The sequence below is a fragment of the Erwinia sp. SLM-02 genome, assembly GCF_037450285.1.
Lineage (GTDB): Bacteria > Pseudomonadota > Gammaproteobacteria > Enterobacterales > Enterobacteriaceae > Erwinia.
Genome location: NZ_JAQISN010000002.1, coordinates 496,778 through 510,533, shown reverse-complemented (window position 1 = coordinate 510,533; position 13,756 = coordinate 496,778). Strand labels below are relative to the sequence as shown.

The following is a 13,756-nucleotide window of genomic DNA, read 5'->3' as shown; positions in this document are numbered from 1 at the left end:
CGATGCGGTAACCATTTGAGCATTCTGAATAATTGAAGACATTATTGTTTCTCTTTCGCGATCAAAAGTCACCAGTGGAAGATGGGATTTTACGCCCGTTCTCTGCGCTGTTATGCTTCGCGTTCGGTTTTATCAATGATGAAAGGAAAATCCATGACAACCCCTTCTTTTGACAGTGTAGAAGCGCAAGCAAGTTACGGTATCGGTTTACAGGTTGGTCAGCAGCTGCAGGAATCTGGCCTGCAGGGTTTGCAACCAGAGGCGCTACTGGCGGGTCTGCGTGATGCGCTGGAAGGGAATGCCCCGGCGGTTCCTGTTGATGTTGTTCATCGTGCGCTGCGTGAAGTTCACGAACGCGCTGAAGTTGTGCGTCAGGAGCGTCAGAAAGCGCTGGCGGTAGAAGGTCAGAAATTCCTGGAAGAGAATGCGAAGCGTGACGGCGTCAGCAGCACCGAAACCGGTCTGCAGTTTAGCGTACTGACTCAGGGTGAAGGCACTATTCCATCCCGTCAGGACCGCGTACGCGTTCACTACACCGGTAAACTGATCGACGGCAGCGTGTTTGACAGCTCCGTTCAGCGTGGCGAACCGGCTGAATTCCCGGTAAGCGGCGTGATCCCAGGCTGGATCGAAGCGCTGACCCTGATGCCGGTTGGTTCCAAGTGGGAGCTGGTTATCCCTCACAACCTGGCCTACGGCGAGCGTGGTGCTGGCGCATCCATCCCGCCATACAGCACGCTGGTATTTGAAGTCGAACTGCTGGAAATTCTGTAATCCCTCAGGCGCGCCCTGCGGGGCGCGCCTGCTGCTGTTCCCCGCTACTGCAGTTTCAGCTGATAAATCGCAAAACCTGTCTCATCCGTTGCCACCTGTTTCAGCGGATACTGCCCGTGGCTGCGAATAAACTCAGCGGCTTTCTCCCCCGGCGCGGTTTCAAAACGAATATCCAGCGGCGTATCGCTGACGATAGGGGCCAGACGCCAGTTATTATCGGCCTGCGGCTTCACCTCGCCTTCGGCTTTGGTCTGCGCGCTGATATAAGCGGCGAGCACCGAACGGTTCTCATCCGGTGAGGCAAACGCGACCTGCTTTTCACCCGTGCCCGCAAACTTCCCGCCGTAAGCGCGATAGTTATTGGTGGCAACGAGGAAGGTGGCTTCAGGATCGATCGGTTTCCCCTGATAGGCCAGATCGCGAATGCGCGAGCTTTGTGCATCAATCAGCTGGCACTCGCTGTCATAGCGTGCGGGTTGAGTGATATCAATCTGGTAAGTCACGCCGTCAATCACATCGAAATTGTAGGTACGGAAGTCCCAGTTAATCAGCGACTGCGGCCTGCTGCTGTGAATATCAATCTGATTAAACTGCCCGGCGGAGCACTCCAGCCACTCTTTCACCTGAGCACCGCTGACTTTCATCACCACAAGGGTATTCGGGTACAGGTAGAGATCGGCGGCGTTACGGAACGTCAGCTGGCCTTTATCCACTTCGACATAGCTGGCCGGATCGTTTTTACGGCCACCGGCCTTAAACGGCGCAGCGGCGGACAGCACCGGCAGGTGAGCCAGGTCAGGGTCGCCCTGAATAAAGCGTTTGGTATAGTCGCGCTGGGCGTTATTGACGATCTGTACGGTCGGATCGTCCTGCACCAGTGACAGATAGCTGGCCATCACGTCGGCGGATTTGCCGATCGGCTGGCTGACAAACTCGCGCGTAGCGCTATGGTCGTTGGCCAGCACCTTCACCAGCGCCGGATCTTCCGCCGCCAGCGACTGTTTCGCCGCCTTGTCATAAACAGGCCGGGCTTCTGCTCTGGCGCTGCTGACCTTCCAGCTTCCGCTCTCGTTATTCAGCACCAGATCGACCACGCCGAGGTGATCGCCCCACATCCCGGGCATCACTGCCGGAATGCCATTCAGCGTCCCCTGGTTGATGTCAGCGCCCTTAATCGCGGCGAAGTCGGCGCTGGGGAAGACGGCGTGCGCGTGGCCAAACATAATGGCATCAATGCCCGGAACCAGGCTGAGGTAGTAAACGGAGTTTTCCGCCAGCGCGTGATACGGCTCGCTCGACAGGCCGGAGTGCGGAATGGCTACCACGATATCGGCCCCCTGAGCGCGCATCTCCGGCACCCATTTTTTCGCCGTGGCGGTAATGTCCTCGACGGTGACCTTGCCGCTGAGGTTCTTTTTATCCCAGACCATGATCTGCGGTGGGACAAAGCCGATATAGCCGACCTTCAGGATGTGTTCTTTACCCTCGCGGTCGCGCACGGTGACCGGTTCAATCAGAAAGGGCGTAAACAGCGGCTTGCCGCTGGCAACGTCAATAATATTGGCGTTCACGTAGGGGAAACGCGCGCCGTGAATGGCCTTTTTCAGGTAGTCGAGGCCGTAATTGAATTCGTGATTGCCCAGGTTGCCGACGCTGTAGTTCAGGGTGTTCATCGCTTTATACACCGGATGAACCTCGCCCTCATTCAACCCTTTCGCCGCCATATAATCGCCCAGCGGACTGCCCTGGATCACGTCGCCGTTATCCACCAGCACGCTGTTCGTTGCCTGCTGGCGGGCTGCGGCAATCAGCGAGGCGGTGCGCACCAGACCGTATTTATCGGTGGGCCGATCCTTGTAGTAATCGAAATCCATCATATTGCTGTGCAGATCGGTGGTTTCCATAATACGAAAATCGACCGTGGCCGCCTGTAAAGTGCTGCTCACCATAAGTGCAACCAGCGTAATGCCGGGCTTGAACATAGTTTCTCCCTTTCTGAGTTCTGACTGAATTTGTGTAACCATCGCAGAAAAGTATGAAATTTTGTCGTCATGCTGCAAATAAATGTGATCAAAGGCAGATATTTAACCGTGTTTTGTCAGAATAACCCCACACGGTAGGCGCAGTTCACGTACTGGCAGAAGATAATCAAAACAGTGTCATAGCGCAGCCATAAACGTTATGCTTTAAAAATCAAAGGATAACCTGATGTTAACGGGGATGGAGTGAACTGCTATTCTCAATAGAGTGCTTTAGCGTTCGCCCGGTAATAGCAGGCCAACATGAATTCAATCGGGAGGTGAAAAGTGTTAGAACAAATTTGCCAGCTGGCACGCGAAGCAGGTGATGCCATTATGCAGGTGTATGATGCGCCGACGCCGGTGGATGTCGCCCGCAAATCCGATGATTCTCCGGTTACAGCGGCGGATATTGCCGCGCATAAAATTATTGTTGCCGGTCTACAGGCGCTGTCCCCGCAGATCCCGGTGCTGTCAGAAGAAGATCCGGCTGACTGGCAGACCCGCCAGGGCTGGAAGACCTACTGGCTGGTCGATCCGCTGGATGGTACGAAAGAGTTTATTAAGCGCAACGGTGAGTTTACCGTCAATATCGCCCTGATCGAAGACGGCAAGCCGGTGCTGGGCGTGGTGTATGCCCCGGTGCTGAAAGTGATGTATTCCGCCGCCGACGGTAAAGCGTGGAAGGAGCAGGGCGGCCATAAAGAGCAGATTCAGGTCCGCGAAGCCCATCCACCGCTGGTGGTGATTAGCCGCTCCCACGCCAAATCCGATCTGGAACTGAAAGAATATCTTGAACAGATGGGCGAACATCAGACCACGGCCATCGGCTCGTCGCTGAAGTTCTGCCTGGTGGCAGAGGGCGAGGCGCAGCTTTATCCACGCTTTGGGCCGACCAATATCTGGGACACCGGCGCAGGCCATGCGGTTGCGCTGGCAGCGGGGGCACACGTCAACGACTGGCAGGGGAAAACGCTGGACTACACGCCGCGCGAATCTTTCCTCAATCCGGGCTTCCGCGTCTCGATTTTTTAATCGATTTAATTGAGAGCCGTATGACGCATCCGGTTGTCAGCCCGGCAGGAGGGCATTTCCCTCTCCTCCCGGGCTAATACATTAATTGAGAAGCTGCTGTAGCAGCGTCATCACCTGCTTAACTTCATCCTGCGTCAGCGCGCCGTCCTTAGCAAAGCGGATTTTGCCCTCTTTATCCAGCACGGCGATGGCCGATCCCCCGCTTTGCAGCTGCCATGCCTTCAGCACGCTGCCGTTGCTGTCGATAATAAACTGCGACCACGGGAACTGTTTCTTATTGCTCTCGATGCTGCTGCGCACGAACATCCCGGTGCCGGGGATCGCGTCGTCGGTATTCACTATGGTGGTGGTCTGGTAGCGATCGTGAGGCAGTTTCGCCGCTTTAATCGCCTCGATCAGCGCGGCATTCTGCTCTTTTGCCGATGAGCGACCGGCAATATGCTGGATGACTCGCACTTTTCCTACCAGCTGCGCGCTGTTCCAGTTTTTATAGCTAAACTTATCCTGTTGGTACACCAGCTCACCTTTGTCGGCGATGCCGACCGGCGGTACGCGCTGGTTCTGAGTCAGGTTGTGCGCCCCCGCGACCAGCGGCAGCAGCAGGCAGGTCAACGCAATAAGATGTCGAATTTTGATCATGACGGCTCCAATGTTATGTGATCGGACCAGTTGTTCACGCAGATGTAATAATAAGTGTGGATGATGCTGCTGTCGCATCGAAATAACATCTTTGCAACACACTGCACAAAACCCCGTGGATTGAAGGTTTATACTGTGACTTGTCGTTCAAATGACATAGTGCTCTGTAATGATGTGTAAACGTAGTAAAAAAATTGGGAATTAAGGACATAGAAAGCAACCAGTGTTCTATAGTCTAATCACTTTGCGCTTCATGGATTCGTCTCTGATTTGGTTACGGACGGAGCGTACGTTAAATTTTCAGGAGTACAATCAACAATGAAAATATTCCAACGCTATAACCCACTTCAGGTCGCCAAGTACGTTAAGACTCTGTTTCGTGGTCGGTTGTATATTAAGGATGTTGGCGCGTTTGAGTTCGATAAGGGAAAAATCCTGCTCCCACGCGTGAAGGATAAGCAGCATTTTAGTGTGATGTCAGAAGTGAACCGCCAGGTTTTGCGCCTCCAGTCAGAGTTCAACTGATGTAAGAGATGGCACCCTGGGGTGTGATGTTCGTTAGAGGGTAAGAAGCCGCTATCTTGTTGAGAGCGGCTTTTTTGTTGCCTGTTGGCTGGAAATGCAATTCTGGCTGGTTGCTGGTTGCTGGTTGCTGGTTGCTGGTTGCTGGTTGTTTCGGAGATCGGGGTTCAGCCTCTGCGGCTACCGGGCGGTCCTCGCGCCACGCTTTGCGTGGTGCCTTCGGTTCCGGCTGCGGGCCTTGCGGATCGGCGTGGAGCGGGCGTCCTGCCCGCGCCGCACCTGATCCCAGCATCCATGCTGGTCTCTCCGGTCCCGCAGCCTGCACCTCAGCGCTGCGGATTACCCGGTAGCCGCAGAGGCTGAACCCCTTGCAGCATCATCGTTGCTTTCTGGCAGGGGCTGAACCCCTTGCAGTATCATCGTTGCTTTCTGGCAGGGGCTGGCAGGCCTCTCCGGTCCCGCCGCTTGCACCTCAGCGCTGTGGATTTTCTCAGCCGTAGAGACTAAATTTCTGTCGAATTTCAAACGTCGTGAGTGCTTTGCAAGGCTCTGTTTTGAACGTTCCGAGATAATGGAACTCAACACACTAATTCATTGCTATCAGAGATAAAACTGTTCATCAGGATGCTGTTTTTTTCATGTCCGACATCCGTACTGAAGCCAGGCCTGCGAGGCTAACGATTTAAACGAAGCCAACTGAGAGACATCAAAGTGAATCGGATTTCGAGCAGGCTTCAGTACGTAACGCTTCGTATAAACAAGATGTTGAGAGACTTGAGGAAGCGGGTATTTTCTAACCGTTGCTTCTAACAGGCATCTCTGACAGTTAAGAGCGGACTGGTCGGGGACGGCTACGGGCAATCCGCAGCGCTGAACGTAGAAAAGAGGCCAGGATTCGCCAGCAGGACGCTGGCGAAAGGCTCGGTCGGGCCAGGGATGGACCGTCTGAGCCGGTCCGACCGGCTGACGAACGAAGTGAAGGTCACCGCGAAGCGGCGCGAGGACCGGCCCGTAGCCGTCCCCGACCAGTCAGCGCTGGCACGAGCAGCCAGAAGCCCTGAGTAACCTCAGTCAGCGCTGGCACCGTTCAGCCATCACCAAAAAGTTATTCTTCGGCACCCGCTTCCGGCGCACGCGGCAACACCGGTGCCGCCGGACGAGCATCAATTCGGGTCACCAGCAGCTGATCGATGCGATAGCTGTCTATGTCCACCACCTCGAACTTATAGCCGTGGAACTTCACAAAATCGGTACGCTTGGGGATCTTACGCAGCATAAACATCATAAAGCCGCCAATCGTCTCGTAGTTGCCGGACTGTGGGAACTCATCGATGTCCAGCACGCGCATCACATCATCAATCGGCGTCCCGCCTTCCACCAGCCACGAATTCTCGTCGCGGGCCACAATCTGCTCTTCCATGCCCTGACCGACCAGGTCGCCCATCAGCGTGGTCATCACGTCATTCAGCGTAATAATCCCCACCACCAGCGCATACTCGTTCATGATCACCGCGAAGTCTTCACCGGCGGCCTTAAAGCTTTCCAGCGCTTCAGAGAGCGTCAGCGTATCCGGCACAATCAGCGCCGAACGAATCTGCAGGCCGCTGTTCAGGGCCATACTCTGATTGCCCAGCACGCGCAGCAGCAGCTCTTTGGAGTCAACATAGCCGACGATATGGTCGATATCTTCATTACAGACCAGGAACTTGGAATGCGGATGCTGAGCGATTTTCCCTTTCAGGCTGGCCTCATCCTCGTGCAGATCGAACCAGACAACGTTTTCACGCGAGGTCATCGACGACGGCACGGTACGCGATTCCAGCTCAAACACGTTTTCAATCAGCTCGTGCTCCTGCTTACGCAGCACGCCGGCCAGCGCGCCGGCTTCCACCACCGCGTAGATATCGTCCGAGGTGATGTCGTCTTTGCGCACCAGCGGGATCTTAAACAGGCGGAAGATAATATTGGCCCCGCCGTTGAAGAACCACACCAGCGGGCGGAACAGAAACAGGCAGAAACGCATCGGATTGATGATTTTCAGCGCCACGCTTTCCGGCGCAATCATTCCCAGACGTTTCGGGAACAGGTCAGCAAACAGAATAAACAGGCTGGTGACCAGGGTGAAGGAACAGATGAAGCTGAGGCGCTCCGCCAGCTCAGGCTCCACCATCCGTTCAAACAGGGAACGGAAGGCCGGAGAGAACGCCGCATCACCGACAATACCGCCGAGGATCGCCACGGCATTCAGGCCGATCTGCACGACGGTAAAGAACATCCCCGGCGTTTCCTGCATTTTCAGCACGCGCTGGGCGTTGATGTTGCCTTCATCCGACATGATTTTCAGTTTGATTTTACGGGCGGCTGCCAGAGAGATTTCTGAAAGAGAGAAGAATGAGCTGATCGCAATCAGCAGTAAAATGACAAGCAAGCTGTCTAACATACACTATCCATACAATGGCTCATCTCTTATGGCATTCAGTTTTATCACTGCGCAGATAAGGAGGGCCGGGTTAATCACTTGTCATTTTTGGCCTGGGCAGCGCGCGGGATTCTGCATCATTCTGCGTATTGAGCGTACAGGGCTATCCGTGCCAAAAATGTCTGCGCCAGTTCGGCAAAGTACGCCGGGGCAGAAGGGTTATCAGGTTGTGAATAAAACCTGTGCTGCGATTATAGCTGTGCCGACGAGCGCTTACAATTGCGGCGGTGTGGCGAGCGCAACTTTGCGGGCTGCCTTTTAACAAAGGCACGGCTAAAAACCATTTGAACTGGAATCATTTCGTAAATACAGCGTTGAAACTTGTTTGATACACAGAGCACGTTAAACTCCATTAAGTCTATTGAATAATTACAGATTAAGCCCGGTGGATGGTGGGCTGGCAAAAAAACGGGAGTACGCGTGCCACGAATTCATGTCTATTGCATGTCTTGTTTGCTGATCGCCGCACCTGCCGCAGAAGCGGCCAATGTGCGTTTACAGGTAACAGGATTATCCGGGGAATTACAGAAGAACGTCAGGGCACGTTTATCCACGATTACTAATGATGAAGTGACCTCCGACGGGCGCTTCCGTTCGCGCGTTAGCGTCGCGGTCAAAGAAGGTCTGAAGGCGCTGGGATATTATGAGCCGCAGATCGACTTCGAGCTGCGTCCGGCCCCTGCTAAGGGCGGCCGTCCGGTGCTGCTGGCGAAGGTCACGCCCGGCGAACCGGTGAAAATCGCTGGTGAAACCATTATTCTGCGCGGCGGCGCGCGCACCGACAGCGACGTGCAGCAGCTGGTGCGTGACGGAAAACCAAAGATTGGCAGCGTGCTCAATCACGGTAAGTACGACAAATTTAAAAGCTCTCTCTCCGGCCTTGCGCTGCGTAAAGGCTACTTTGACGGTGAGTATCGCAAGAGCCAGCTCGGCGTATCGGTTGAGCGGCGGGAAGCCTTCTGGGATATCGACTACGACAGCGGCCAGCGCTATCGCTTCGGCCCGGTCACCTTTGAAGGTTCGCAAATTCGTGAAGAGTACCTGCAAAACCTGCTGCCGTTTAAGCAGGGCGATTACTACACCTCGCGTGACCTGGCCGAGCTGAACCGCCGCCTGTCCGCAACCGGCTGGTTCAACTCGGTCGTCGTGGCGCCTGAGTTTGATAAAAGCCGTGAAAACAAAATATTACCTCTGCACGGGGTAGTTACTCCGCGCACGGAAAACACCATCGAAACCGGCGTGGGCTACTCGACCGACGTCGGCCCGCGGGTGAAAGCCACCTGGAAAAAACCGTGGGTGAATGACCGGGGGCACAGTTTCTCCACCAGTGCGAATATCTCCGCCCCGGAACAGCAGCTGGATTTCAGTTACAAAGTTCCTTTGCTGAAAAGCCCGCTGGAGCAGTATTACCTGCTGCAGGGCGGCCTGAAACGCACCGATCTTAACGATACCAAAGCCGATTCAACGACGCTGGCGGCTTCGCGCTACTGGGACAGTTCCAGCGGCTGGCAGCGGGCGATTAACCTGCGCTGGAGCCTCGACCACTTTACTCAGGGTAGCGTCACCAACACCACCATGCTGCTCTATCCGGGCGTCAGCGTTAACCGCACCCGTTCACGCGGCGGCTTAATGCCGACCTGGGGCGACTCGCAGCGCTACTCGCTGGACGTATCCGATACTACATGGGGGTCGGACGTTGACTTCGCGGTGGTGCAGGCGCAAAACGTCTGGATCCGCACCCTGGAAGATAAGCATCGCTTCGTCGTGCGCGGCAATCTCGGCTGGATTGAAACCAACGACTTTGAAAAAGTCCCGCCCGATCTGCGCTTCTTCGCCGGTGGCGATCGCAGTATTCGCGGCTACAAGTACAAAGGCATTTCGCCGCGCGATGATGAAGGCAAGCTGACCGGTGCCTCCAAGCTGGCGACCGGATCGCTGGAGTACCAGTACAACGTGACGGGCAAATGGTGGGGCGCGGTGTTTATCGATTCGGGTGAAGCCGTTAACGATATTAAACAGAGCAACTTTAAGACCGGCGCGGGCTTCGGCGTGCGCTGGCAGTCACCGGTGGGGCCGATCAAGGTTGATATTGCCCGCCCAATCGGTGACCAGGACGATCGCGATATTCAGTTTTACATTGGACTGGGGCCTGAACTATGAAGTGGTGGAAAAAAGGCCTGATTGGCATCCTTATTTTTATTGTGCTGCTGCTGGGCGGCATTGCGTTCCTGTTGGGAACCACCAGCGGCCTGCACTTGGTGCTGAACTCGGCCGCCCGCTGGGTGCCGGGGCTGGCTATCCAGCAGGTCAACGGCGGCTGGCGTGATTTGACCCTGAAGGGTGTCAAATACGAGATGCCGGGCGTCTCGGTTAACGCCGGAGAGTTTCATCTGGCGCTGCGTTTAGGCTGCCTGAAGCAGAGTGCGTTCTGCGTGAACGATCTCTCGCTGAAGGACGTTTATGTGGCGGTGGACAGCAAGCAGCTGGCCTCATCGGACACGCCGCCGGCTGAAGATGAATCGGCAACCGGTGAAATCAGCACGCCGTACCCGCTGACGCTGAGCCGTCTGGCGTTGCACAACGTTAACGTCAAAATCGACGATACGGCGGTGTCGCTGGCGGACTTTACCAGCGGCATGCACTGGGAAGGGCGCGGCATGACGCTGACGCCGACTCATATTCAGGGGCTGCTGATTGCCCTGCCGAAAGCGGCGAAAGTGGCCAATGAAGAAGTGGTTCAGCCGAAAATCCAGGATCCACAGCCGGAAGAAAAGCCGCTGGGCGAGACGCTGAAAGCGATGTTTGAGCAGCCGCTGCTGCCGAATCTTCCCGAGTTCACCCTGCCGCTGGACGTCAATGTGCAGCAGATCCTGGGTGAACAGCTGCGCCTGACCGGCGATACCGATATCACCGTTAACCGCCTGCTGGTGAAAGCCAAAACCGAGAACAATCATCTGGCGCTGCAAACGCTGGATGTGGATGCGGTGCAGGGGCAGCTCAACGCGCAGGGAGAGGCGACGCTGAGCGGGAACTGGCCGATGAACTTCACCCTTAACGGCGAGATGAATATCGATCCGCTGAAGGGTGAAAAGATCAAAATGACCCTCGGTGGCGATCTGCGTGAAACGCTGACCCTGGCGCTGAATCTGTCCGGTCCGGTGCGGGCACAGCTGGATGCCGACACGCGTCTGGCAGAAGCGGGATTACCGCTGAATATGACACTGCAAAGCCCGCAGCTGCGCTGGCCGCTGGAGGGGGAAACGCAGTATGAGGCGGATAACTTCAACTTCAGCTTCAAAGGCAAGGCAACCGACTACGTGATGTCGCTGAAGGCGGCGCTACAGGGGCAGGGCGTACCGCCCGCCACGGTGACCCTGGACGGCAAAGGCAACGTTGAACAGTTCGCCATCGAAAAACTCAGGCTGGCCGCGCTGCAGGGCACCGCCGACCTGAAAGCGCTGGTGGACTGGAGTAAGGCAATCAGCTGGAACAGCGAGCTGACCCTGACCGGCATCAACACCGCGAAGCAGTATCCGGACTGGCCGGCGAAGCTGGACGGGAAAATCACCACCCGCGGCAGCCTGTACGGCGGCAGTTGGCAGATGCGCGTACCGGAGCTGAAGCTGCGCGGCAACGTGCGTAACAACGCCATCAGCGCCGACGGTACGCTGTACGGCAACAGCTACAACCAGTGGGATATTCCCGGCATCAAGCTGATTCTGGGGCGTAACAACGTCAACCTGAAAGGCTCGCTGGGCGACAAGCTGAATCTGGATGCGGATATCGATGCCCAGCATCTGGATAACGCCCTGCCGGGCCTCGGCGGCGTGGCAAAAGGCACCATCCGCGCGCGTGGCGATCTGAAAACGCCACAGCTGCTGGCCGATCTGACCGCCACCGGGCTGCGCTGGCAGGAGCTGCGTATTGGCCGCGTGCTGCTGAAAGGCGATGTCAGCTCCGGTGAACAGATTCAGGGCAAGCTGAATCTGCGTGTCGATCAGGTTAAGCAGGATGCGTTGAGCATCTCACAGCTGATCCTGGATGCCAGCGGCAGCGAAAAGCAGCATCAGCTGAAGCTGACGATGCAGGGCGAACCGGTTTCCGGCCAGCTGGCGCTGAACGGCAGCTTTGACCGCGCCACGCAGCGCTGGCAGGGCACGCTGAACAACACCCGCTTCGACACGCCGGTGGGCGAATGGCGCTTAACCCGCGCCATCGCGCTGGACTACCTCAACAGCAAACAGACCATCAGCATCGGGCCGCACTGCTGGCAGAACCCGAACGCCAAGCTGTGCGTACCGCAGACGGTGGAGGCCGGTCCGTCCGGGCGCGCACGGGTGGTACTGAACCGCTTTGACCTGGCGATGATTAAACCGTTTATGCCGGAAGAGACGCAGCTTAACGGTTCGTTCAGCGGTGATGCGGACGTCAGCTGGACCGCCGACGGCGCGCTGCCCACCGGGCGCATCTCGCTGAAAGGCAACGGGGTCAAAGTGGCTCAGGACGTGCAGGGGAATACGCTGCCGATCGCCTTCGATGCGCTGAACCTGAACGCGGGGCTGAAAAATGGCCGTGCGCAGCTCGACTGGCTGATCCGCATTGCCAACAACGGCCAGCTGGACGGTAACGTGCAGATCGCCGATCCGCAGGGGAAAAGGACGCTGTCCGGCAACGTCAATATCACCAACCTGTCGCTGGCGATGCTTAACCCGGCGCTGATGCAGGGTGAAAAAGTCTCCGGCGTGCTGAACAGCAACCTGCGCCTGGGCGGCAACCTGCAAAAGCCGCAGGTCTTTGGTCAGCTTGGCCTGCGTAATGTTGATGTGGAAGGCAGCTTTATGCCGGTGGATCTCACCACCGCCAACCTTTCCATGCTGTTTAACGGCATGAGCTCAACGCTGGAAGGCGTTATTCAGACGTCGCAGGGCCAGATTGCGCTCAACGGTAATGCCGACTGGAGCCAGCTGAATGCCTGGCGGGCACGCGTCGCGGCGAAAGGCGATCGGGTACGGGTAACCGTGCCGCCGATGGTGCGCATGGACGTCTCGCCGGACCTGGTGTTCGAAGCCACGCCGGAAATGTTTAATCTTGATGGCCGGGTGGATATCCCGTGGGCGCGCATTACGGTGCAGGAAGTGCCGGAAAGCGCCGTGGGCGTCTCCTCTGATGAGGTGCTGCTGGATAAAAACCTGCAGCCGATTGCGCCGAAATCCACCTCAATTCCGATCAACAGCAATCTGATTATCCACGTCGGGGACGATGTGCGCCTCAGCGCCTTCGGTCTTAAGGCGAAGCTGAACGGCGATCTGAAGCTGGTGCAGGATAAACGCGGCCTGGGGCTGAACGGTCAGATTAACATTCCGTCCGGGCGCTTCCATGCCTACGGCCAGGATCTGATTGTGCGCAAGGGCGAGCTGCAGTTTGCCGGCCCGCCGGATCAGCCTTACCTCAACATCGAAGCGATCCGTAACCCGGAAGCGACTGAAGATGACGTGACGGCAGGCGTGCGCGTGACCGGACTGGCGGATGAGCCGAAGGCGGAGGTCTTCTCCGACCCGGCGATGTCGCAGCAGGAAGCGCTTTCCTACCTGCTTCGCGGGCAGGGTCTGCAAACCTCCGGCAGCGACAGTGATGCATTAACTTCCGCCCTGGTAGGATTGGGGGTTGCACAAAGTGGTCAAGTTGTGGGTAAAATCGGCGAGACCTTCGGTGTCAGCAATCTGGCGCTGGATACTGCAGGGGTTGGCGACAGCCAGCAGGTGCAGGTCAGCGGCTATGTGCTGCCGGGTCTACAGGTAAAATACGGTGTTGGCATATTTGATTCACTGGCGACCTTAACCCTGCGTTATCGCCTGATGCCCAAACTCTATTTGGAAGCAGTGTCTGGCATAGATCAGGCTCTGGATGTGCTTTATCAGTTTGAGTTCTAGCAATGCGAATAATTGTCTACGGCAGTCTGCGACGCAAGCAAGGTAACAGTCACTGGATGACGAACGGGCAGTGGTTGGGCGATCATCAGATCGACGGCTATGAGCTCTACAGCCTTGGCCATTACCCGGGCGTTGTTCCGGGTGAGGGTAAGGTCTATTGTGAAGTTTATCGGATAGATGCCTCAACCCTGGGGGAGCTGGATGCTCTGAGAGAAACCGGCGGGGAGTATAAGCGCGAGCTGTTACAAACCCCGTACGGCAGTGCGTGGCTGTACGTGTATCAGCGTTCCGTCTCAGGCAGAAAGCGCATCGTTAGCGGTGACTGGCTGCAACGAGATGCCGGAGACTAACCGGCCTCT

9 protein-coding genes are annotated in these 13,756 nt (G+C 56.5%); 6 read left to right on the top strand and 3 right to left on the bottom strand.

Going from position 1 to position 13,756, the window contains the following annotated elements:
* Positions 1 to 153: 153 nt before the first annotated feature.
* Positions 154 to 774: an FKBP-type peptidyl-prolyl cis-trans isomerase gene (fklB, locus tag PGH32_RS15545; protein ID WP_123331623.1), complete on the top strand. Its 621-nt coding sequence runs from the start codon at positions 154 to 156 to the stop codon at positions 772 to 774.
* A gap of 44 nt (positions 775 to 818) precedes the next feature.
* Here the strand turns inward: fklB and PGH32_RS15540 are convergent, their stop codons facing one another.
* Positions 819 to 2,756, bottom strand: a complete 1,938-nt coding sequence (locus PGH32_RS15540; protein ID WP_337894491.1) for a bifunctional 2',3'-cyclic-nucleotide 2'-phosphodiesterase/3'-nucleotidase — start codon at positions 2,754 to 2,756, stop codon at positions 819 to 821.
* Between the two features lie 324 nt (positions 2,757 to 3,080).
* Between PGH32_RS15540 and cysQ the strand changes: the two genes are divergently transcribed.
* Positions 3,081 to 3,827: a 3'(2'),5'-bisphosphate nucleotidase CysQ gene (gene cysQ / locus PGH32_RS15535; protein WP_314417689.1), complete on the top strand. Its 747-nt coding sequence runs from the start codon at positions 3,081 to 3,083 to the stop codon at positions 3,825 to 3,827.
* 81 nt (positions 3,828 to 3,908) lie between these two features.
* Here the strand turns inward: cysQ and PGH32_RS15530 are convergent, their stop codons facing one another.
* Positions 3,909 to 4,466, bottom strand: coding sequence for a YtfJ family protein (locus PGH32_RS15530; protein WP_443112790.1), 558 nt, complete (start codon positions 4,464 to 4,466; stop codon positions 3,909 to 3,911).
* 318 nt (positions 4,467 to 4,784) lie between these two features.
* On the opposite strand from PGH32_RS15530, the gene PGH32_RS15525 reads away from it, so the two are divergent.
* Positions 4,785 to 4,991 (top strand): DUF1107 domain-containing protein, encoded by a 207-nt coding sequence (locus PGH32_RS15525; RefSeq protein ID WP_105592072.1) that lies wholly within the window; start codon positions 4,785 to 4,787, stop codon positions 4,989 to 4,991.
* A 1,102-nt stretch (positions 4,992 to 6,093) separates the two neighbouring features.
* On the opposite strand, the gene PGH32_RS15520 is transcribed toward PGH32_RS15525, so the two are convergent.
* Positions 6,094 to 7,428 (bottom strand): hemolysin family protein, encoded by a 1,335-nt coding sequence (locus tag PGH32_RS15520; protein WP_314417691.1) that lies wholly within the window; start codon positions 7,426 to 7,428, stop codon positions 6,094 to 6,096.
* A gap of 459 nt (positions 7,429 to 7,887) precedes the next feature.
* Here PGH32_RS15520 and tamA point away from each other — a divergent pair, with 459 nt between their 5' ends.
* Genes tamA through PGH32_RS15505 form a run of 3 tightly spaced genes read left to right on the top strand, consistent with a single transcriptional unit; the run spans position 7,888 to position 13,747 of the window.
* The gene (tamA, locus tag PGH32_RS15515) at positions 7,888 to 9,627 is read left to right on the top strand and encodes an autotransporter assembly complex protein TamA (RefSeq protein ID WP_443112789.1); all 1,740 of its coding nucleotides are present in this window, start codon (positions 7,888 to 7,890) and stop codon (positions 9,625 to 9,627) included.
* Positions 9,624 to 13,397 carry an autotransporter assembly complex protein TamB gene (gene tamB / locus PGH32_RS15510; protein ID WP_337894490.1) on the top strand — a complete coding sequence of 1,258 codons (3,774 nt, stop codon included), beginning with the start codon at positions 9,624 to 9,626 and terminating at the stop codon, positions 13,395 to 13,397. The genes tamA and tamB overlap by 4 nt, the downstream gene beginning before the upstream one ends.
* Before the next feature lie 2 nt (positions 13,398 to 13,399).
* A complete protein-coding gene (locus PGH32_RS15505) occupies positions 13,400 to 13,747 on the top strand; it encodes a gamma-glutamylcyclotransferase family protein (RefSeq protein WP_314417697.1) in 348 nt (115 codons plus the stop codon).
* The last annotated feature ends 9 nt before the right edge of the window (positions 13,748 to 13,756 follow it).